Genomic DNA, 18,940 nt, shown 5'->3' on the forward strand with positions numbered 1-18,940 from the left:
GCGGGGCCGGTCAGGAAAGGCTGGGGAGGGAGACGGTGACCACCAGGCCGCCGTCGGGACGGGGGACGGCCCGCACCGTCCCGCCGTGTGCCCGCGCCACCGCCCGGACGATGGACAGCCCCAGCCCGAAGCCCCGCTGACCGGCGACCCGTTCCCGGTTGAGCCGGCGGAACGGCAGGAACATCGTCTCGACCTCGTACCCGGCCACCACCGGCCCGCTGTTGCTGACGGTCAGGGTGGCCCGACCGTCGACCATGGCCGTGGCGACCGAGAGCCAACCGTCGACGTCGACGTTGTGCCGGACGGCGTTCTCCACCAGGTTCTGGGTGAGCCGTTCCAGCAGCACCGGGTCGCCGGCCGTACGCGCCGGGGCCAGGTCGCGGGTGACGGCGAGCGTGGTCGACCGGGCGGTCTGCTCCGCGACGTGCCCGGCGATCTCGGCGAGATCCACCTCGGCGCGTTCGGCCAGGGCGTTCTCCGAGTCGGCGAGGGTGAGCAGCCCGTCGATCAGCCGTTCGTGGCGTTCGTTGACGGCCAGCAGGGTCTCCCCGAGCTGCCGCAGCTCGGGTGGGGAGTCCGGCCGGGTGATCGCCAGCTCCACCAGGGACCGGTTGATCGCCAGCGGGGTACGCAGTTCGTGCGAGGCGTTGGCGACGAAGCGCCGCTGACCGTCGAAGGACCGGTCGAGACGTTCGAGCATCAGGTCGAACGTGTCGGCCAGCTCCTTCACCTCGTCGGTCGGCCCGACCAGGGCGATCCGCTCGTGCAACCCCCGGCCGGCGCCGTCGGCCCCGGCGATCCGGCGGGCGGTGCCGGTGATCTGCTGCAACGGCTGCAACGCCCGGCCGGCGACCAGCCAGCCGAAGGCGACCGCGGCGATGGTCACCACGGCCAGCGCCACCCCGCCCTGGGTGAGCAGCGAGTCCAGGGCGTCGCGGCGGGCGTCGTCCTGCACCTGCCGGACGATGTTGCGCAGGTGTTCGGCCTGGTTGGCGCTGATCTGGGTGCCCTGCGGCAGCGAGATCGACTCCTTGCCGCCGCTGCCGCGCAGGTTGAACCCGAGACCGTGGGCGAGCCGCTGGTCGACGAGCACGTACGTCACGGCGAGCAGCACCGTGCCGGCGAGCAGGAACAGGCCGCCGTAGATGAGGGTGAGCCTGGCCCGGATCGTCGGTTTCCTCATCGGATCTGGTATCCCACCCCGGGTACCGTCTCGATGACCGGCGGGTCGCCGAGCTTGCGGCGCAGCTTCATCACGGTGACCCGCAGCACGTTGGTCATCGGGTCGATGTGCTCGTCCCAGGCGCGTTCCAGCAGGTCCTCGGCGGAGACCACCGCACCGTCGGCGCGCAGCAGCTCGGCCAGCACGCCGAACTCCTTCCGGGACAGCGGCACGAAGTGCCCGTCCCGGGTGACCTCCAGCCGGGCCGGGTCCAGGACGATCCCGGCCCGGCTCAGCTTCGGCGGGGCGGCCGGGCGGGTACGCCGGGTCAGCGCGTGCACCCGGGCGCTCAGCTCGACGAACGCGAACGGCTTGGTGAGATAGTCGTCGGCGCCGATGGCCAGGCCGGCGACCCGTTCCCGCACGGCGGCGGCGGCGGTCAGCATCAGCACCCGGGTGTCCCGTTCGGCCCGGACCAGTGCCCGGCACACGTCGTCGCCGTGCACGACGGGCAGGTCCCGGTCGAGGACGACCACATCGTACCCGTTGACGCCGATCCGTTCCAGGGCGGCGTCGCCGTCGTACGCGACGTCGACCGCGAACGACTCCCGGCGGAGCCATTCGGCGATCGCGTCCGCGAGCAGCTTCTCGTCCTCGCACACCAGTACGCGCACCGTTCCATCCTCGCCTACGCCGGGATAACCACCGCGTTAACGCCACCGCTTATGCCCTGGATACCGCCTCAGGAGTTGAGTTATCCCTAATGCCGGCTCTCTGCCGGCCGAAGGGAGATCGACGATGCGACGAAATTCGCTGCGCCCGCTGCTGGCCCTGCCCGTGCTGGCGGCGCTGGCCCTGAGCGGCTGCCAGGCCGGCGGCGACGACGCCCCCGGGGTGGCCACCGCCGGTGGCGGCGGCGCGGAGCCCTCGGTGTCCGCCGCCGGGCTGAGCGACGAGCAACGCCAGCTCAAGTTCACCGCGTGCCTGCGGGAACAGGGCCTCGACGTGCCGGACCCGCAGCCGGGGGAGAAGGGGCCCCGGTTCGACACGGGGTCGGACATCGACCTGGGCAAGGTGCAGGCGGCCCTGCAACAGTGCCGCGAGTACGCCCCCAACGGGGGACAGCCGCGGCAGCTCGACGCCGAACAGACCGAGCAGGTCCGCAAGCTGGCCGGCTGCATGCGGGAGAACGGCGTGCCGGACTTCCCGGACCCGTCCGCCGACGGGCGCATCCAGCCCGGCAAGGCCAACATCGACCTGAAGGACCCGAAGGTGCGGGCCGCGTTCGACAAGTGCCGGGAGATCATGCCCAACCTCGGTGAACGCCGGAGGACGTCATGAGCACCACGGCCCGTCCCGCCGAGTCGACCGCCACCGCACCCGAGGAGCCACCGGCCCGGCGGCGACGTCCCCGGGCCGGGGTGCTCCTCGGCGCGGTGGCCCTGCTCGTCGTGGCGGTGGCGGTCGTCGCGGTCACCTCCGCCGCCGACGGCCGGGCCGACCGGTCCGCCGCCGTCGACCGGCCGCCGGCGACCGCCACCGTGACCCGGCAGACCCTGGTCGACCGGGAGACCAAGAACGGCGAGCTGGGGTACGGCACCCCGCGCGCCCGGGAGAGCCGGCTGGCCGGGACGGTCACCTGGCTCGCCCCGGGTGGCGCGACGGTCAAGCGCGGCAAGGCCCTCTACCGGATCGACGACGAGCCGGTGGTGCTGCTCTACGGCGGTCTTCCCGCGTACCGGGTGCTGCGTTCCGGGGTCAGCGGCACCGACGTCAAGCAGTTCGAGCAGAATCTCGCCGCGCTCGGGCACACCGGCTTCGACGTCGACGAGGACTTCACCTCGGCGACCGCCGACGCGGTCCGCGACTGGCAGGAGGACCTGGGCCTGCCGGAGACCGGTCAGGTCGAACCGGCCCGGATCGTCTACGCCCCCGGCGAGGTGCGGGTGGAGAGCCACGCCGTGGAGGTGGGTGACACCGTCGGCGCGGGCAAGGTGGTGCTGTCGACCACCGGCACGGCCCGGCTGGTCACCTGCACCCTGGACGTCGAGGACCAGCGGCTGGCCCGCAAGGGCGCGGAGGTGACCATCACCCTGCCGGACGGCACCCGCAGCACGGGCCGGGTCGACACGGTCGAGACGGTGGTGCAGACGACGGCGGCGTCCGGCAAGGACCCGGAGACCGAAACCAAGATCGAGGTCACCGTCACCGGGGACGACCCGAAGGTGCTGGCCGGCTACGACAAGGCGGCGGTGGATCTGGGCCTGATCGCCTCGGAACGCGCCGACGTGCTCTCCGTACCGGTCGCGGCGCTGCTCACCCTCGCCGAGGGCGGTTACGGGCTACAGGTGGTGGAGGACACCGGCACCCGGATCGTCGCGGTGCGCACCGGCCTGTTCGCGGACGGTCGGGTGGAGGTCTCCGGCGAGGGGGTCACCGCGGGGCTGACCGTGGGGATGCCCGGTGACTGAGCCGGCCCGGCCCGCCGGCCCCGACCACGTGGTCGAGCTGCGCGACGTCACCAAACGGTACGGCGACACGGTCGCCGCCCTCGGTGGGGTGTCGATGACCGTCGACCGGGGTGCCCTGGTGGCCATCGTCGGCCCGTCCGGGTCGGGGAAGTCCACCATGCTCAACGTGATCGGCACGCTGGACCGGCCCAGCTCGGGCGCGGTCCACATCGACGGGTACGACGCCGCCCGGCTGTCCGACCGGGAACTGTCCGCGCTGCGGGCCAGCCGGATCGGGTTCGTGTTCCAGCAGTTCCACCTGGCTGCCGGCGTACCCCTGGTGGAGAACGTGGCGGACGGCCTGCTCTATGCCGGGGTGCCCCGGCGGGAGCGGCGGCGGCGGGCGGAGGCGGCGCTGCGACGGGTCGGTCTGGGGCACCGGCTGGACCACCGGCCGCACCAGCTATCCGGCGGTGAGCGGCAGCGGGCGGCGATCGCGCGGGCGGTGGTCGGTGAACCGCCGCTGCTGCTGGCCGACGAGCCGACCGGCAACCTCGACTCCAGCTCCGGCGCGGGGGTGATGGAGCTGCTGCACGAACTGCACGCGGCCGGCACCACCGTCGTGGTCATCACCCACGACCGGGAGATCGCGGCGAGCCTGCCCCGGCAGGTGCAGATGCGCGACGGGCTGATCGTGGCGGACTCCGCCACACCGACCGAGGGGGTGCTCCGGTGACCACGACACCACTGCGGCCGACCGGCGCGGGGCGCCGGGGTGACGCCGGGCGACCGGAGCGGCTGCGACCGGCCCGGATGAGCCCACGGGACGTGCTGCGGGTCGGCGGGGTGGGGCTGCGTACCCGGCCGCTGCGGGCGTTCCTGTCCGCCCTGGGCATCGCCATCGGCATCGCGGCGATGATCAGCGTGGTCGGCATCTCGTCGTCGTCCCGGGCCGACCTGGACCGGACGCTTGCCGCCCTCGGCACCAACCTGCTCACCGTCGCGCCGGGCAGCACCCTCTTCGGCGCGGACGCCCAACTGCCGGTCGAGGCGGTCGGCATGATCAGCCGGATCGGCCCGGTACGTCAGGTGTCGGCCACCGCGCAACTGCCGGACACCCCGGTCTACCGGTCGGACCGGATTCCGGCGGCGGAGACCGGCGGCCTGGGCACCCAGGCGGTGGAGCTGGACCTGCTCGACACCGTCGGCGGTTCGCTGGCCAGCGGGACCTGGCTCAACGAGGCGACCGCGCGGTATCCGGCCACGGTGCTCGGGTCGGTGGCCGCGCAGCGGCTCGGCCTCGGCGCGGCCGGGCCGGACATCCAGGTGTACGTCGACGGGCGGTGGTTCACCGTGATCGGCATCCTGCGGCCGGTCCCGCTCGCCCCGGAACTCGACTCGTCGGCCCTGGTCGGTTGGTCGGCCGCGACCACCTACCTCGGCCTGGACGGCCACCCCACCCGGATCTACACCCGCTCGGTCGAACAGCACGTCGAGGCCGTCCGGGCGGTACTGGCGGCGACGGCCAACCCGGAGCAGTCCAACGAGATCCAGGTCTCCCGGCCGTCGGACGCGCTCGCCGCCCAGCAGGCCACCGACGAGGCGTTCACCGGCCTGCTGCTCGGGCTGGGTGCGGTGGCGTTGCTGGTCGGCGGGGTGGGGGTGGCCAACACCATGGTCATCTCGGTGATCGAGCGGCGGGCCGAGATCGGGCTGCGGCGGTCGCTGGGCGCCACCCGGGGGCAGATCCGGACCCAGTTCCTCGCCGAGTCGCTGCTGCTGTCCGCCCTGGGCGGCGTCGGCGGGGTACTGCTCGGTGCTCTGGTCACCGCCGGTTACGCCTGCTCGCAGGGGTGGCCGACGGTGGTGCCGCTCTGGGTGGTGGCCGGCGGCATCGGGGCGACCGTCGCCATCGGCGCGCTGGCCGGGCTCTACCCGGCGATCCGGGCCAGTCGGCTCTCGCCCACCGAGGCGCTCGCCGCCCCGTGACCGCCCGGCCGGCGACGTGCCCCGGCCCGCGCGTCACACCCGGGGAGGGGTGTGACGCGCGGGCCGGGGTGGCCCGCCGGCCGGTGGGGACCGTTCCGGCCGGCGGGCCACGGTCAGCGGGCCGGGGTCACCGGCGGCTGACCCTGATCAGCTCCCAGCCACCCTTGGGGACGCCGGGCGTCGGGTCGGTACGCAGGTTCATCGGGTTCGCCATCCCGACGTAGAGCGTGGAGCCGTCCACGATCATCGTGCGTACCCCCTGGTTGAGCGGGTTGCCGAAGCCCCCGGTGTCGACCGCGCGGGCGGGTCGGTCCGGCGCGTCGAATGCCCAGAGGTCGGAGCCGAAGGTGGGCGGGGTGGTGGCACCGGCCGCAGGAGGCGTCGGCATCTGCCCCTCCAGTGAGATGTAGGCGAAGTCCATGGTGCCGATGTAGAGCCGGCCGCCGGCCACCGCCATCTTCCAGGCGTACAGGTTGAACGGGTCGCCGAAGCCGGAACCGCCGTAGACCGGGGTGACTCCGGTGGGTGCCGGGGCCCAGGCGCCCACGCCGTTGTTCGCGGCCGGGTCGAAGGCGGGCAGCGTGGACTCGCCGTAGAGCGTCTCGATCCGTTCGTGCGCACCGCCGAGGTTCCGGCCCCGGAAGACGGCGAACGCCCGCTGGGTGTTCTGCACGGTGGCCTGGAGCTGTGCCGGGGTGCGCGGCGGGTACACCGAGAGGTGCAGGGCGGTCGCCTGCAGCGGCACGTGCATGGTGCCCCAGTAGAGCCGGCCGCCGAAGGAGGCGAGCCCGCCGAGGGCGTACGCCCGGCGGACCACCGGGTCCGGCTCGTACTCGGCGGCCGACCAGACCTGCGTCCAGTTCCCGGCGTCCTCCGGGTTGAGACCTGGTGCGCCGACGGCGAGCAGCGGGCTCATCCAGATGCTGGCCAGGTCGTTGACGTCGTCGGACGGAGGTGGTGCCAGCGGGGTGCCGCTGCCGCCCGGGGCCACCGTGGTGACCGGGGACGGGGCGACCGAGCCCTCGACGATCGCCTTGGGCCAGGTGGAGACGTAGAGCCGGCCCTGGTGTTCGGTGAGGTCGGCGACCTGGGTGGGCAGGTCGGCGACCTCGGTGAACGTGAACGGGGTGGTGCGGTCACCGGTCCAACGCAGCACCTTGCCCGCCTCGCCGCCGTTGACGCCCACGCCGACCCCGGCGTAGAGCGCGCCGCCGGCCACCACCCAGTGCCGGATGTTCTCGTACGCGGAGAGGTTGGTCGAGCCGAGGTACCGGCCGGTGACGCCGTCGAAGGCGAACACGTTCACCCCGCCGATCACGCTGGGGCCGGCGAGCAGCACGACTCCCTGGTGGGCGGCGGCGCTGCGCAGCCCGGCGGTGGTGTTCAACAGGGTGGCGTCGGTGGGGGAGGCCGACGTGATGTCGGCGGTGCGCTCGACGAGCCGTTCGGTGGCCAGGTCGTAGGTGTAGACCTCGGGGGTGCGGTGGTCGCCGAGGGTGGCCGGCCAGGCCGGGTTGGCCCGGGCCGGCTGGCTCTGGTCGAACTCGCAGACGTAGTCGTCGTTGAGGATCGGCTCGCGGACCTGGTAGCCCTCGGGCTTGAGGCAGAGCACGTTCGCGCCGGTGCCGAACCAGAGCCGGCGGCCGACCTGGGCGAGCCCCCAGACGTACGACTGGTTGACCTTGGGCTGGCCCTCGGCGCAGGGCGGTCCGGGAGGATAGTCGATCCCGACGCCGACGAAACACTCGTCGGCGGCGGCCTTGGCGAGCAGCCGTATCGATTCGGGCCGGGTGTCGGCGCTGGCCGGGGTGGCGAGAAGAGGTAGCAGGATCAGGGTGCCGAATGTGGCGAGCAGTCGTGACGGCAGGAGCGGTCGACGTCGCACGGTGGTCCTTTCCGTGAATTCCGGTCGAGGTGGCGTCCAGCCGGGACGGGGAGCAGGCAGACCGCTCTCGACCAGGGATAATGGGGGGTCGACGTGACGCACGGAATTGCAGCACCGGTCGACTTGGCAACCTCGTCCGGTGGATATGAGAAATTGCCCGGCACGATAATCGCGGGCCGGTCGGGTGTGGTGCGGTTGACTGATGAATCCGGGGGTGGTTCGCAGTTCCGGGCGTAACGTGGTGACGAGGTTAACGTATTACGGTGGTCGTTACCGCGATGCGGGTTGTTAAGGATTATTGAACTGCCCGGCGGGTCGGTCGGAGCGGCGGGCGGCGGGTCGGAAGCGGCGTGGGACACCTCGACGCGGGTGCCGGGTAAATTGCTGATGGGTCCGGCTTTCGGGGTTTCCGGGGAATACCGTGCCAACCGGTTGCTGTCGTCCGAACCCGGCGTGCGGGCCGCGGTGGATGCTCGTGGGCGTCGGCTGCCGCCGGGGTGGGTGGCGGGTCTCCATGCCTGCCGGCGCGCTCCGTGGACTCGCACGTCGCGTTGTGCTGGCGCGGTGGCGGCGGGCCGGGGTGGGTGGTCGGACGCGGCGGTCGGGAGGTGCGCCGGCCGCGCCGCCCGGGGTGCGGCGGTCCGGGTCGGGCAGTGGTGCGGGTCGCCCCGGGACGGGCCCGCCGGAGGCCACGCGAATTGTGCGCATATTCATTTTCTATAAACATCGAGTATGAACTTGATGACAGTTCATTCATAGTTAACAATCATTACACCTCGCGTCGCGTCGACCGCCGCCGGGGCGGCCGGCGGGGGTGCGGCGGGTGGGGTCGGGTGTGGGCCGGTTCGGCGTCGGCCGGCGGGGGGCGACCCGTGGCGCGGGGGGTGGGGTATTGTCGCGCGGCGGGATCTTCCCAGAAACAAAGAATTTATCGATTTAAGTGCTTCGATGCCTCATCATGGGTGGGAAGTAATCCCTTCCATGGAGGTTCCCATGAACGTCTCTCGGCTCGGCGGGCCGACCCTGTCCCTGTACCGCATGGTCATCGGCCTGCTGTTCATGCTGCACGGCCTGTCGTCGGTCTTCGGGTTGTTCGGCGGCAACCCGGTGACCGGCAAGGCTGTCCCGCTCGGCACCTGGCCGGGCTGGTGGGCCGCGCTGATCCAGCTGGTCTGTGGCGCGCTGGTGCTTGCCGGTCTCTTCACCCGGCCCGCGGCGCTGCTCGCGTCCGGCTCGATGGCGTACGCCTACTTCGTGGTGCACCAGCCGGAGGGCCTGCTGCCACTGCGCAACGGCGGTGAGCTGTCCGCGCTGTTCTGCTGGTCGTTCCTGCTGATCGCGGTCCTCGGCCCGGGTGCCTGGGCGCTCGACACGCTGCTCGGCCGCCGGCGCTCCGACGCCCCGGCGACGCCGGCCTCCGAGCCCGCCTCGGTGCCGGTCTGACATACCGACCCGCGTCGCCGGGCCGTCCCGGCGACGCGGCCGGTCAGGGGTTGTAGGGGGCGTCGGTGTGGCTCACCTCGGCGAGGGTGCTGCCGGTGAGCTTGTAGACCGAGGTGCGCTTGATGTCCAGCTCGGCCATGCCCCGGTTGGGGCTGCGGGTCAACCAGACCACGGTGGCCCGCCGCCCGGCCACGCTCACCGACACGACCGGGGTCCGGTCGCCGAGGTCGGTCAGCGCCCGGAACACCGGCAGGCCGCCGTTGTTGCGCCACACCGCGACGGTGTAGAAGGTGCCGCTGCCCCCGGAATTGAGCGCGACCACACCGACCGCGTCGTCCGCGCCGTCACCGTCGAGGTCGCCGATGCCGCAGGGCTTCTGGAGCGTCACGGTGGCGCCGTCCTCGCCCGACCACTGCCCCTCGGTCAACGGCAGGTAGTCCGGATAGCCGTTGTAGGGCGTCTTGCTGCTGCCGAGCTTGGCACCCGCCAGATGGGCGCAGGTCAGCGGGGCCTTGACCGTCGGTGCCGGGGGGGTGGTGGCGACCGCCGGGGCGGTGGTGGGGGTGCTCTTCTTCTGCTGGGTCGGCTCGACCCCGGTGGGCGTCGGCTCGGCCGTGGCCGCGTTCAGCACAGAGGCGGTGGAGGGCTCGGTGGACGGGCCGACCGTGGGCGCCGCCCCGTCCGTCGTGCCCTGCTCACCCCCGCACGCGGTGAGCAGGCAGACCAGGGCGAGGCTGGTGAGGCTCAACGGTATCCGTCGCATTGCCGGGGGTCCTCTCTCGACATCAGATGACCCGCACCGTACTTATCGATGGCAATGCCGGTCATCGGCTCCATGGCCCGCCAGGGTCGGCCTGTCGGAGCGCGGTCAGGGGCCGACCGGGGGGTCGCGTACGGGTTTCTCCACCCGGTGCTCACGGACGTGTTGAGCTGGAAACTTCCCCGAAACATCGGTGCCGACCGGGGTGTCCGGTCGGTGCCCGGCGGCGGGGTGGCCGACGCCATGGTTCACACCGTGGGAAGCGGGCTGGGCGATGGCCGCGAAGCTGCCTAGACTCGGTCCCACAACTGCATACCTCATCCAGAGGGGCTGAGGGATACGGCCCGACGACGCCCCGGCAACCACCCCGCGCGCTCATCGCTGAGCGTCCGGCGGGGCAGGTGCCAATTCCGTCCCCGCCGCAGGGTGCGATGCGGGGAAAGATGAGAGGAATCGACATGACGTCGACGCTCGCCGCCCCCGGTATCGACACCGCCGCCAGCCCCGCCCGCGCCCTGGTCTGCCGCGCCTGCTCCGCCCGCTACCCGCTCGCCGCGCAGCATGCCTGTTACGAGTGTTTCGGCCCGCTGGAGGTCGACTACGACGCCGCCGCGCTGGCGCGCGTCACCCGCGAGCAGATCGAGGCCGGCCCGCAGAACATCTGGCGGTACGCCGCCCTCCTGCCCGCCGGTCAGGACCCGGCCACCCGGGTCACCCTGGACCCGGGGCTGACCCCGCTGGTGGCGGCGCCCCACCTCGCCGCCGAGCTGGGCATCAGCGCGCCGCTGTGGGTCAAGGACGACAGCGCCAACCCGACCCACTCGTTCAAGGACCGGGTGGTCTCGGTGGCGCTCACCGCCGCGAAGGCGCTCGGCTTCGAGCGGTTCGCCTGCGCCTCGACCGGCAACCTGGCCAACTCGGTGGCCGCCCACGCGGCCCGCGCCGGCGCCCCCTCGGTGGTCTTCATCCCGGGCGACCTGGAGCAGGGCAAGGTGATCACCACCGCCGTCTACGGTGGCGACCTGGTCGCCATCGACGGCTCGTACGACGACGTGAACCGGCTCTGCGGCGAGCTGGTGGAGACCGACGAGTTCGAGGACACCGCCTTCGTCAACGTCAACGTCCGGCCCTACTACGCCGAGGGGTCCAAGACCCTCGGGTACGAGGTGGCCGAGCAGCTCGGCTGGCGCATCCCGGCCCAGGTGGTCATCCCGATGGCCTCCGGCGAACTGCTCACCAAGATCGACAAGGCGTTCACCGAGCTGGTCGAGATCGGCCTGGTCGAGGCCCCGGCCGGGGGCTGGCGGGTGTTCGGTGCCCAGTCGGCCGGCTGCAACCCGATCGCCGCCGCCCTGCACGCCGACACCGACACCATCACCCCGGTCCGGCCGACCGGCATCGCCAAGTCCCTCAACATCGGCGACCCCGCCGCCGGCCTGTACGCCCTGGAGGCCGTGCGGCGTACCGGCGGCTGGATGGAGTACGTCGACGACGACGAGATCCGCGCCGGCATCCGGCTGCTGGCCCGTACCACGGGCGTCTTCGCCGAGACGGCCGGCGGGGTGACCGTGGCGGTACTGCGCAAGCTCGTCGAGTCCGGCCGGCTCGACCCGACCGCGGAGACTGTCGTCTTCAACACCGGGGAAGGACTGAAGACCATCGACGCGGTCGCCGGTCAGGTGGGCCCCACCCACCGGATCAAGCCGTCCCTGCGGGCCGCCCGCGACGCCGGTCTCCTCTCCTGACACGTGCGCGCCCCCGGTCCGTGCAGGGTGGTCGACCCATCGGGGCGCAGGTTGCGGTGTCAGCCGGCCGGGATACCGCCTCTTCGGTCCCACTGTGTCGATCATGGGCGCAGGACGGCCCGAGTGGATCTCTGGGTGACCGGGTTTTCGCGGTGGGTGGTGAAAACCCGCCGGGGAGGACTTGACGGCAGGAACCGGGCGGCGGAAGATGCTCCGTGCGGGAGGGCTTTCGCCGGAGACTTTTCAAGTTCTTGCGACCCAACGCCGGAGGCGTTGTGCGAACGTCCCTCCCGACCAACGTGAACCGGGGGCCAGCGGAAATCCGCTGGCCCCCGATGTCGTCCACGGGAAGACTCGCGGCGTGGCCGTGGACATCGCGACGATCGACCGGACCGATCAACCCACCCTCGACGCCGTCTACCGGATCGCGGCCAGGGTCGAGGCGATGGAATCGCCCGACCTTCCGCCGCCCTGCCGGCGACGCTTCGAGGCGCCGCTGTGGCACCCGATGCCCGGCATCGACACCCGTTGGTCGGTGGCCCGGCTCGACGGGGTGCCCGTCGGCTGGTACCGGGTCAACCTGCACCTGCTGGACAACACCGAGAACGCCAGCATCGAGCTGGCGGTGGACCCGGCGTACCGGCGGCGCGGGGTGGGGCGGGCGTTGTTCGCCCACGCCCGGCGGCTGCTCCGGGAGGCCGGCTGCAAGCGGGTGGTCGGCTCCGCCGTGACCCCGCTGCCGGACGAGCCGGCCGGGGCGGCACCGGTGGGGGTGGGGCGGGAGTTTCCCGGGGCCGCCTTCGCGGCGGCGCTCGGCGCGCGGCCGGCGCTGGTCGACGTCCGTCGCCGCCTCGACGTCACCGCGCTCGACTTCGACCGGCTGGCGGCGCTGCGGGCCGGGGCGCGGTCGGCCGCCGCCGGCTACCGCACGGTCCGCTGGCACGGCCACCCGTCGGCGGAGCACCTCGCCGACCTCGCCTACCTGGAGGGCCGGCTGCTGGCCGACGCGCCCCTGGGTGACCTGGAGTGGGAACCCGAGCGGATGGACGCCGAGCGGATCGAGGGCATGGAGCGGGCGCTGGACGCGCGGGGCGTCCGCCGGTACAGCGTCGCCGCCGTGCACGGGGCGTCCGGCCGGCTGGTCGCGTGGAGCGCGCTCAGCCTGGCCGCGAACACCACCCGGCACGCCTGGCAGCAGATCACCATCGTCGACCCGGCCCACCGGGGGCACCGGCTCGGCCTGCTGTGCAAGGCCGAGAACCTCGAACACACCCTGGCGTACGAGCCGGAGCTGAGCGCGGTCGACACCTACAACGCGGCGGCGAACAGCCACATGATCGCGATCAACGAGCAACTCGGGTTCCGTCCGGTGGCCGGCTCCACGGAGTGGCAGTCGACCATCTGATCTGTGACACGCCCCTACTGATCTGGTCGCCATCTGTTGCATGATGGCGGGCATGACCCAGACCCCGCACCCGCTGTACGACAGGCACGCCGACACCCTCCACCGGGCGCTGACCGCGATCACCGAGCGGGGGTACTGGTCCGCGTATCCCGAATCACCGAGCCCCCGGGTGTACGGCGAGACCGCCGCCGCCGACGGCAAGGCCGCCTTCGAGGCGTACCTCGGTGGTGACTTCCCGCTCGACCAGCCGGGCACGGCCGACCGGGTCGCCACCGAGACGAGCCCGTTCGGGGTGGCCCTGGACGTGCGCTACCCGCACCCGGGCGCGGACGAGGTGGTCGCCGCCGCCTCCGCCGCCCTGCCGGCCTGGCGCGACGCCGGCCCGCAGACCCGGGTGGGGGTGTGCCTGGAGATCCTGGCCCGGCTGCACAGGCACATCTTCGAGCTGGCCAACGCGGTGCAGTTCACCAGCGGGCAGGCGTTCGTGATGGCGTTCCAGGCCGGCGGTGCGCACGCGCTGGACCGGGCCCTGGAGGCGATCGCCTACGCGTACGCCGAGATGACCCGGCACCCGGGGACGGCCGGCTGGGAGAAGGCCGCCGGCAAGGGCGACCCGCTGCGGATGACCAAGACGTTCCACGTGGTGCCGCGCGGGGTGGCCCTGGTGATCGGCTGCAACACCTTCCCGACCTGGAACTCTTACCCCGGGCTGTTCGCCTCGCTGGTCACCGGCAACCCGGTGGTGGTCAAGCCGCACCCCCGCGCGGTGCTGCCCCTGGCGATCACCGTGCGCTACGCCCGGGAGGTGCTCGCCGAGGCCGGCTTCGACCCCGACCTGGTGCTGCTCGCCCCCGAGGCCCCCGGCGAGAAGCTGGCCTCGACCCTGGCCCTGCACCCCGCCGTGAAGATCGTCGACTTCACCGGTTCCACCGGGTACGGCGACTGGCTGGAGGCCAACGCCCGGCAGGCGACCGTCTACACCGAGAAGGCCGGCCTGAACACCATCGTGATCGACTCCACCGACGACTTCGCCGGGATGTGCCGCAACCTCGGTTTCACGCTGACCCTCTACAGCGGACAGATGTGCACCACGTCGCAGAACATCCTGATCCCCGCCGCCGGCATCGAGACCGACCAGGGGCACAAGAGCTTCGACGAGGTGGCCGCCGGGATCGCCGCCGCCGTCGGCAAGCTCACCGCCGACCCCGCCCGGGCGGTGGAGCTGACCGGGGCGATCGTCAACGACGGGGTGCTGGAACGCCTCGACGAGGTCACCAAGGTCGGCGAGCCGGTGCTGGAGTCGCGTACCGTCACGCACCCGGCGCTGCCCGACGCGGTGGTCCGGACGCCGACCATCGTCAAGCTCGCCGCCACCGACACCGAGGTCTACGGTCGGGAGTGGTTCGGGCCGATCTCGTTCGTCATCGCCACCGACTCGACCGCGCACGGCCTGGAGATCCTCCGCTCCACGGTGGGGGAGTGCGGCGCGTTGACCGCCGCCGTCTACTCCACCGACGAGGCGGTGCTGGACGCCGCCGAGGCCGCCGCGATCGACGCCGGGGTGCACCTGTCGGCCAACCTGACCGGCGGGGTCTTCGTGAACCAGTCCGCCGCCTTCTCGGACTTCCACGGCAGCGGCGCGAACCCGGCCGCCAACGCCGCCCTGACCGACGGCGCCTACGTGGCGAACCGGTTCCGCATCGTCCAGTCCCGCCGCCCAGCCTGACCCCCGCCCCGCTCCCGCCGCCGCCCGGCCCCCCGCCCCTGCCCCGCCCCCGCCCCTGCCCCGCCCGACCCGATGATCAAGAGGTTCGCGTCAGATCCGGGCGTCCGGTTGACCTGAACCTCTTGATCACTTGACCTGAACCTCTTGATCACGGGGGCGGGTGGGGCGGGGCGGTGGGAGCGGGGCGGGGGTCAGGCGGGGCGGCGCATCTGGAGTTCGGTGAGGGCGGGGATCTTGGGGTGCGGGACGCGTACCCCGGTGTCGGTGAAGCCCAGGCGGTGGTAGGCCCGGCAGGCCCGGTCGTTGCCGACCACCACCTCCAGCATGAGCTGCGGCCGGCCGCAGGCGCGCGACCAGGCGGCGACCTCGTCGATCAGCGCGCCGAGCAGGCCGCTGCCCCGCCACGAGGGGGTCACGTAGACCGCGTAGACGACGGTCAGGTCCGGCTCGTCGGGGGAGAGGGTGCCGCCCGCGTGCCCGACGAGCCGGCCGCCGGGGTCGGCCACGAACTGGGCGGTGTGGCAGCCCTGGGACACGTACGCGATCCGGGCCGCGTAGTCGGCGTGCGGCCGGGCGGCGGCCTCGGCGACGGTCTCCAGGAAGGCCAGCGGCGCGTCCGCGAGCATCTCCAGCCGCAGCGCCCGCATCCGGGCCGCGTCCTGCGGACGCACCCGGTGCACGGGGGCCGTGCGGGTCGCCGGTGGGGCCGGGGCAGAGGTCATGGAGGCATGCATACCGCAGCGACGTTCGCCGATGGGTAACCGGGTCGATACCCGTCTGGTTTGGGCCCATTTGTGGTCGTGCGCTGTCGTCACTCCTCGTGTAGCGTGCGATTTCGGTCACCGATTCAGCGGCCCTCGCCGACCGCCGCAACGGTGGCTCTCCGCTGTCGGCCCGCCGACAATCCGGAGTTGGGGAACGCCGCGCAGAGTGAGGAAGTGCACCGTGGCACAGGGCACCGTCAAGTGGTTCAACTCCGAAAAGGGCTACGGCTTCATCGCCGTCGACGGCGGTCAGGACGTCTTCGTCCACTTCTCCGCCATCGAGATGGACGGCTACAAGGCGCTCGACGACGGTCAGCGGGTGGAGTTCGAGATCGCCCAGGGCCAGAAGGGTCCGCAGGCCGAACGGGTCCGCGTCATCGCCTGACCTCCCCGCCGGCCGCGCCCCGTCCCCGGTGGCGGGGCGCGTCGGATCCGCACCCCGGGCCGCCCCCGGTGGCGGGGCGGGTTCCCACCCGTCGGGTGTGCCCCCGGTGACGGCTGGCGGTGGCGACCGGCGCCGGGAAAGATCGTGAACCGTCCAGGCGTCCCCGCTGAGGAGGGTTCATGTCCGACCAGTCGCCTTCGGGTCCGCCCGACCCCGCTGCCGGGTCCCCGGGCGGCCCGTGGGGGCAACCTCCCTGGGGTACGCCGTCCGGCCAGCAGCCGTGGGGCCCGCCTTCCGGCCAACCCGGCTGGGGGACGCCACCCGGCCCACCCGGCTGGGGGACGCCCGGGGCCTGGCCGCCGGGCTGGGGCCAGCCGCCGGTCGGCGGCTTCCCGCCCGGGGTCGGTCCGTACCCCGGTCAGGGCGGCGGCCCCGCGCCGTACGCCGGCCCGTGGGGCCCCGAGGACCCGCTGGTCAACCCCCCGTACGCCGGCCTGGAAGGTTGGTTCAGCCGGTGCACCGGCGCGGTGCGGCGCAGTTGGCGGTCCCTGCTGCCGCTGATGCTGCTCACCCAGGTCGTGCCGGCGGTGGCGGTGTCCCTGCTCTCGCTCGGCATGGGACCCGACGCCGCAGCGCTGCCCGCCGACGGCTCGCTGCCCGAGGGCTACCTCAGCGACCTGGTGATCTACGGCGTCTCGGTGTTCCTGGTCGCGCTGGCGTTCGGGGTGGTGCAGGGCATCGGCTGGGCCGGCGGGACTTGGGTGGTGGCCCGGCAGGCCGCCGGTCAGCCCGCCGACCTGCCCGGCGCGCTGCGCTACGGCGCGCGCCGCTGCCTCGGCCTGTGGGGCTGGATGCTGGTGCTGGGCGTGCTCGTCGGTGTCGGGTTCTGCCTCTGCCTGCTGCCCGGCATCTACCTGGCCTTCGCCCTCGCCCTGGCCGGCCCGGTCTACCTGTTCGAGGGGCAGAACCCGGTCGGGCGCTCGTTCCGCATGTTCCACGACCGGCTGGGCATGGTGCTCGGCCGGGTGGCGCTCGTCGCCCTGGCGGTGTTCCTCGGCAGCGTGCTGGGCGGGGTGGTGGAGTCGGTCGGCACCGTGCCGTTCGGCACCGACCCGTTCACCGCGCCGGGCACCGCCGTGGGCGCGGTGGCGGTGATCCTGGTCAGCGCGGTGCTGGTTGTCCCGGTCTACCTGGTGCAACTGGTCGGGCTGGTCGTGACGTACGCCGAGCAGCGGGCGCAGGAGGGGCCGGTGAACGTCACGCGACTGGTGGCGGAACTCGGCTGACCGGCCCCATCGTGCTTGCACTCGGCAGGGGAGAGTGCTAAACAAGTCATTGGCACTCGCATACGATGAGTGCCAATGGTCGGGGCGGTAGGGCCACGGTCACACCGGTGTCTCGATGGCGTCGGGTGGCACATGGCCGGTCGTCGCGGGCTGTCCGGCCCGACCGAGGAGGACGTCGTCGTCGCCAGGTGGCGACGTCCCCAAGGTGCGTACACCAGGCGGCCCGTCCGGGGCACAACACCCGGGTGGCCCGTGAGTGTCCAGGAGGACAACGCCGTATGGCCAAGATGATCGCGTTCGACGAAGAGGCTCGCCGCGGCCTCGAGCGGGGCATGAACCAGCTCGCCGACGCCGTGAAGGTGACCCTCGGCCCCAAGGGCCGCAACGTGGTGCTCGAGAAGAAGTGGGGTGCCCCCACCATCACCAACGATGGTGTGAGCATCGCCAAGGAGATCGAGCTCGAGGACCCGTACGAGAAGATCGGCGCCGAGCTGGTCAAGGAGGTCGCCAAGAAGACCGACGACGTTGCCGGTGACGGCACGACGACGGCGACCGTCCTGGCCCAGGCCCTGGTGCGCGAGGGTCTGCGCAACGTGGCCGCCGGCGCCAACCCGATGGCCCTGAAGCGGGGCATCGAGGCTGCCGTGGCCAGCGTCTCGGAGGAGCTGTCCAAGCTCGCCAAGGACGTCGAGACCAAGGAGCAGATCGCCTCCACCGCCTCCATCTCCGCCGGTGACAGCACCGTCGGCGAGATCATCGCCGAGGCGATGGACAAGGTCGGCAAGGAAGGCGTCATCACCGTCGAGGAGAGCAACACCTTCGGGCTGGAGCTGGAGCTCACCGAGGGCATGCGCTTCGACAAGGGCTACATCTCCGCGTACTTCATGACCGACCCGGAGCGTATGGAGGCCGTCTTCGACGACCCGTACCTCCTGATCGTCAACAGCAAGATCTCCTCGGTGAAGGACCTGCTCCCGATCCTGGAGAAGGTCATGCAGTCGGGCAAGCCGCTGCTGATCATCGCCGAGGACCTGGAGGGCGAGGCCCTCGCCACCCTGGTCGTCAACAAGGTCCGGGGCACCTTCAAGTCGGTCGCCGTCAAGGCGCCGGGCTTCGGTGACCGCCGCAAGGCCATGCTGACCGACATCGCCATCCTCACCGGTGGCCAGGTCATCAGCGAGGAGGTCGGCCTCAAGCTCGACGCCGTCGGCCTCGACATGCTGGGCCGCGCCCGCAAGGTCGTGGTGACCAAGGACGAGACCACCATCGTCGACGGTGCCGGCGACGCCGACCAGATCCAGGGCCGGGTCAACCAGATCCGGGCCGAGATCGACAAGAGCGACTCCGACTACGACCGCGAGAAGCTGCAGGAGCGGCTGGCCAAGCTGGCCGGCGGCGTCGCGGTGATCAAGGTCGGCGCGGCCACCGAGGTCGAGCTGAAGGAGCGCAAGCACCGCATCGAGGACGCCGTCCGCAACGCGAAGGCCGCCGTCGAGGAGGGCATCGTCCCGGGTGGTGGCGTCGCGTTGGTGCAGGCCGGCAAGACCGCCTTCGACAAGCTGGACCTGACCGGCGACGAGGCCACCGGCGCGCAGATCGTCAAGATCGCGCTGGACGCCCCGCTGCGGCAGATCGCCGTCAACGCCGGCCTGGAGGGTGGTGTGGTCGTCGAGCGCGTCCGCAACCTGGACGCCGGGCACGGCCTCAACGCCGCCAGCGGTGAGTACGTCGACCTGCTGGCCGCGGGCATCATCGACCCGGCCAAGGTGACCCGGTCGGCGCTGCAGAACGCCTCGTCGATCGCGGCGCTCTTCCTCACCACCGAGGCCGTCGTGGCGGACAAGCCGGAGAAGACCCCGGCCGCCCCGGCCGGCCCGGGTGGCGGGGACATGGACTTCTGAGTCCAGCTCCAACACCGGACGGGGCGGGCCGCGCGAGCG

Annotated in this window: 16 protein-coding genes and 1 riboswitch; of the genes, 11 read left to right on the plus strand and 5 right to left on the minus strand. The window is 72.4% G+C overall.

Annotation, left to right across the window (positions count from 1 at the left end):
* Positions 1–10 precede the first annotated feature (10 nt).
* On the minus strand, positions 11–1,183 hold the full coding sequence (locus tag ACN260_RS01390) for a sensor histidine kinase (RefSeq protein ID WP_422754391.1): 1,173 nt from the start codon (positions 1,181–1,183) through the stop codon (positions 11–13).
* A complete protein-coding gene (locus tag ACN260_RS01395) occupies positions 1,180–1,836 on the minus strand; it encodes a response regulator transcription factor (protein WP_422754392.1) in 657 nt (218 codons plus the stop codon). Before ACN260_RS01395 ends, ACN260_RS01390 begins: the two co-directional genes overlap by 4 nt.
* A 124-nt stretch (positions 1,837–1,960) precedes the next feature.
* Here ACN260_RS01395 and ACN260_RS01400 point away from each other — a divergent pair, with 124 nt between their 5' ends.
* The 4 genes from ACN260_RS01400 to ACN260_RS01415 all read left to right on the plus strand — a co-directional run bounded on the left by ACN260_RS01400 (position 1,961) and on the right by ACN260_RS01415 (position 5,601).
* A complete protein-coding gene (locus ACN260_RS01400) occupies positions 1,961–2,503 on the plus strand; it encodes a hypothetical protein (protein WP_422754393.1) in 543 nt (180 codons plus the stop codon).
* The gene (locus ACN260_RS01405; protein WP_422754394.1) at positions 2,500–3,633 is read left to right on the plus strand and encodes a peptidoglycan-binding protein; all 1,134 of its coding nucleotides are present in this window, start codon (positions 2,500–2,502) and stop codon (positions 3,631–3,633) included. Before ACN260_RS01400 ends, ACN260_RS01405 begins: the two co-directional genes overlap by 4 nt.
* Positions 3,634–3,661: 28 nt before the next feature.
* Positions 3,662–4,348, plus strand: a complete 687-nt coding sequence (locus ACN260_RS01410; protein ID WP_422756586.1) for an ABC transporter ATP-binding protein — start codon at positions 3,662–3,664, stop codon at positions 4,346–4,348.
* A gap of 77 nt (positions 4,349–4,425) precedes the next feature.
* Positions 4,426–5,601: an ABC transporter permease gene (locus tag ACN260_RS01415; RefSeq protein ID WP_422756587.1), complete on the plus strand. Its 1,176-nt coding sequence runs from the start codon at positions 4,426–4,428 to the stop codon at positions 5,599–5,601.
* Between the two features lie 127 nt (positions 5,602–5,728).
* Here the strand turns inward: ACN260_RS01415 and ACN260_RS01420 are convergent, their stop codons facing one another.
* Entirely contained in the window at positions 5,729–7,486 is a 1,758-nt protein-coding gene (locus ACN260_RS01420; protein WP_422754395.1) for a hypothetical protein, read from the minus strand.
* A 993-nt stretch (positions 7,487–8,479) separates the two neighbouring features.
* Here ACN260_RS01420 and ACN260_RS01425 point away from each other — a divergent pair.
* Entirely contained in the window at positions 8,480–8,929 is a 450-nt protein-coding gene (locus tag ACN260_RS01425; RefSeq protein WP_422754396.1) for a DoxX family protein, read from the plus strand.
* A 43-nt stretch (positions 8,930–8,972) separates the two neighbouring features.
* On the opposite strand, the gene ACN260_RS01430 is transcribed toward ACN260_RS01425, so the two are convergent.
* Entirely contained in the window at positions 8,973–9,692 is a 720-nt protein-coding gene (locus ACN260_RS01430; protein ID WP_422754397.1) for a hypothetical protein, read from the minus strand.
* 311 nt (positions 9,693–10,003) lie between these two features.
* Positions 10,004–10,139, plus strand: a riboswitch (SAM riboswitch).
* Between the two features lie 8 nt (positions 10,140–10,147).
* Here ACN260_RS01430 and thrC point away from each other — a divergent pair.
* From thrC to paaN, 3 genes are all read left to right on the plus strand, one after another.
* Positions 10,148–11,434: a threonine synthase gene (thrC, locus tag ACN260_RS01435; RefSeq protein WP_204924705.1), complete on the plus strand. Its 1,287-nt coding sequence runs from the start codon at positions 10,148–10,150 to the stop codon at positions 11,432–11,434.
* Positions 11,435–11,795: 361 nt separating this feature from the next.
* A complete protein-coding gene (locus ACN260_RS01440; RefSeq protein WP_422754398.1) occupies positions 11,796–12,839 on the plus strand; it encodes a GNAT family N-acetyltransferase in 1,044 nt (347 codons plus the stop codon).
* A 52-nt stretch (positions 12,840–12,891) separates the two neighbouring features.
* Positions 12,892–14,565: a phenylacetic acid degradation protein PaaN gene (gene paaN, locus ACN260_RS01445; RefSeq protein WP_422754399.1), complete on the plus strand. Its 1,674-nt coding sequence runs from the start codon at positions 12,892–12,894 to the stop codon at positions 14,563–14,565.
* A gap of 191 nt (positions 14,566–14,756) precedes the next feature.
* Here paaN and ACN260_RS01450 read toward each other — a convergent pair whose 3' ends face one another.
* On the minus strand, positions 14,757–15,287 hold the full coding sequence (locus tag ACN260_RS01450) for a GNAT family N-acetyltransferase (RefSeq protein ID WP_421405782.1): 531 nt from the start codon (positions 15,285–15,287) through the stop codon (positions 14,757–14,759).
* Positions 15,288–15,510: 223 nt separating this feature from the next.
* Here ACN260_RS01450 and ACN260_RS01455 point away from each other — a divergent pair, with 223 nt between their 5' ends.
* From ACN260_RS01455 to groL, 3 genes are all read left to right on the plus strand, one after another.
* Positions 15,511–15,714 (plus strand): cold-shock protein, encoded by a 204-nt coding sequence (locus tag ACN260_RS01455; RefSeq protein WP_067305333.1) that lies wholly within the window; start codon positions 15,511–15,513, stop codon positions 15,712–15,714.
* Positions 15,715–15,893: 179 nt separating this feature from the next.
* Positions 15,894–17,000, plus strand: a complete 1,107-nt coding sequence (locus ACN260_RS01460; RefSeq protein ID WP_422754400.1) for a hypothetical protein — start codon at positions 15,894–15,896, stop codon at positions 16,998–17,000.
* 278 nt (positions 17,001–17,278) lie between these two features.
* Positions 17,279–18,901: a chaperonin GroEL gene (gene groL / locus ACN260_RS01465; protein WP_421484376.1), complete on the plus strand. Its 1,623-nt coding sequence runs from the start codon at positions 17,279–17,281 to the stop codon at positions 18,899–18,901.
* The last annotated feature ends 39 nt before the right edge of the window (positions 18,902–18,940 follow it).

The organism is Micromonospora sp. WMMD708 (assembly GCF_049315245.1).
GTDB lineage: Bacteria > Actinomycetota > Actinomycetes > Mycobacteriales > Micromonosporaceae > Micromonospora > Micromonospora wenchangensis.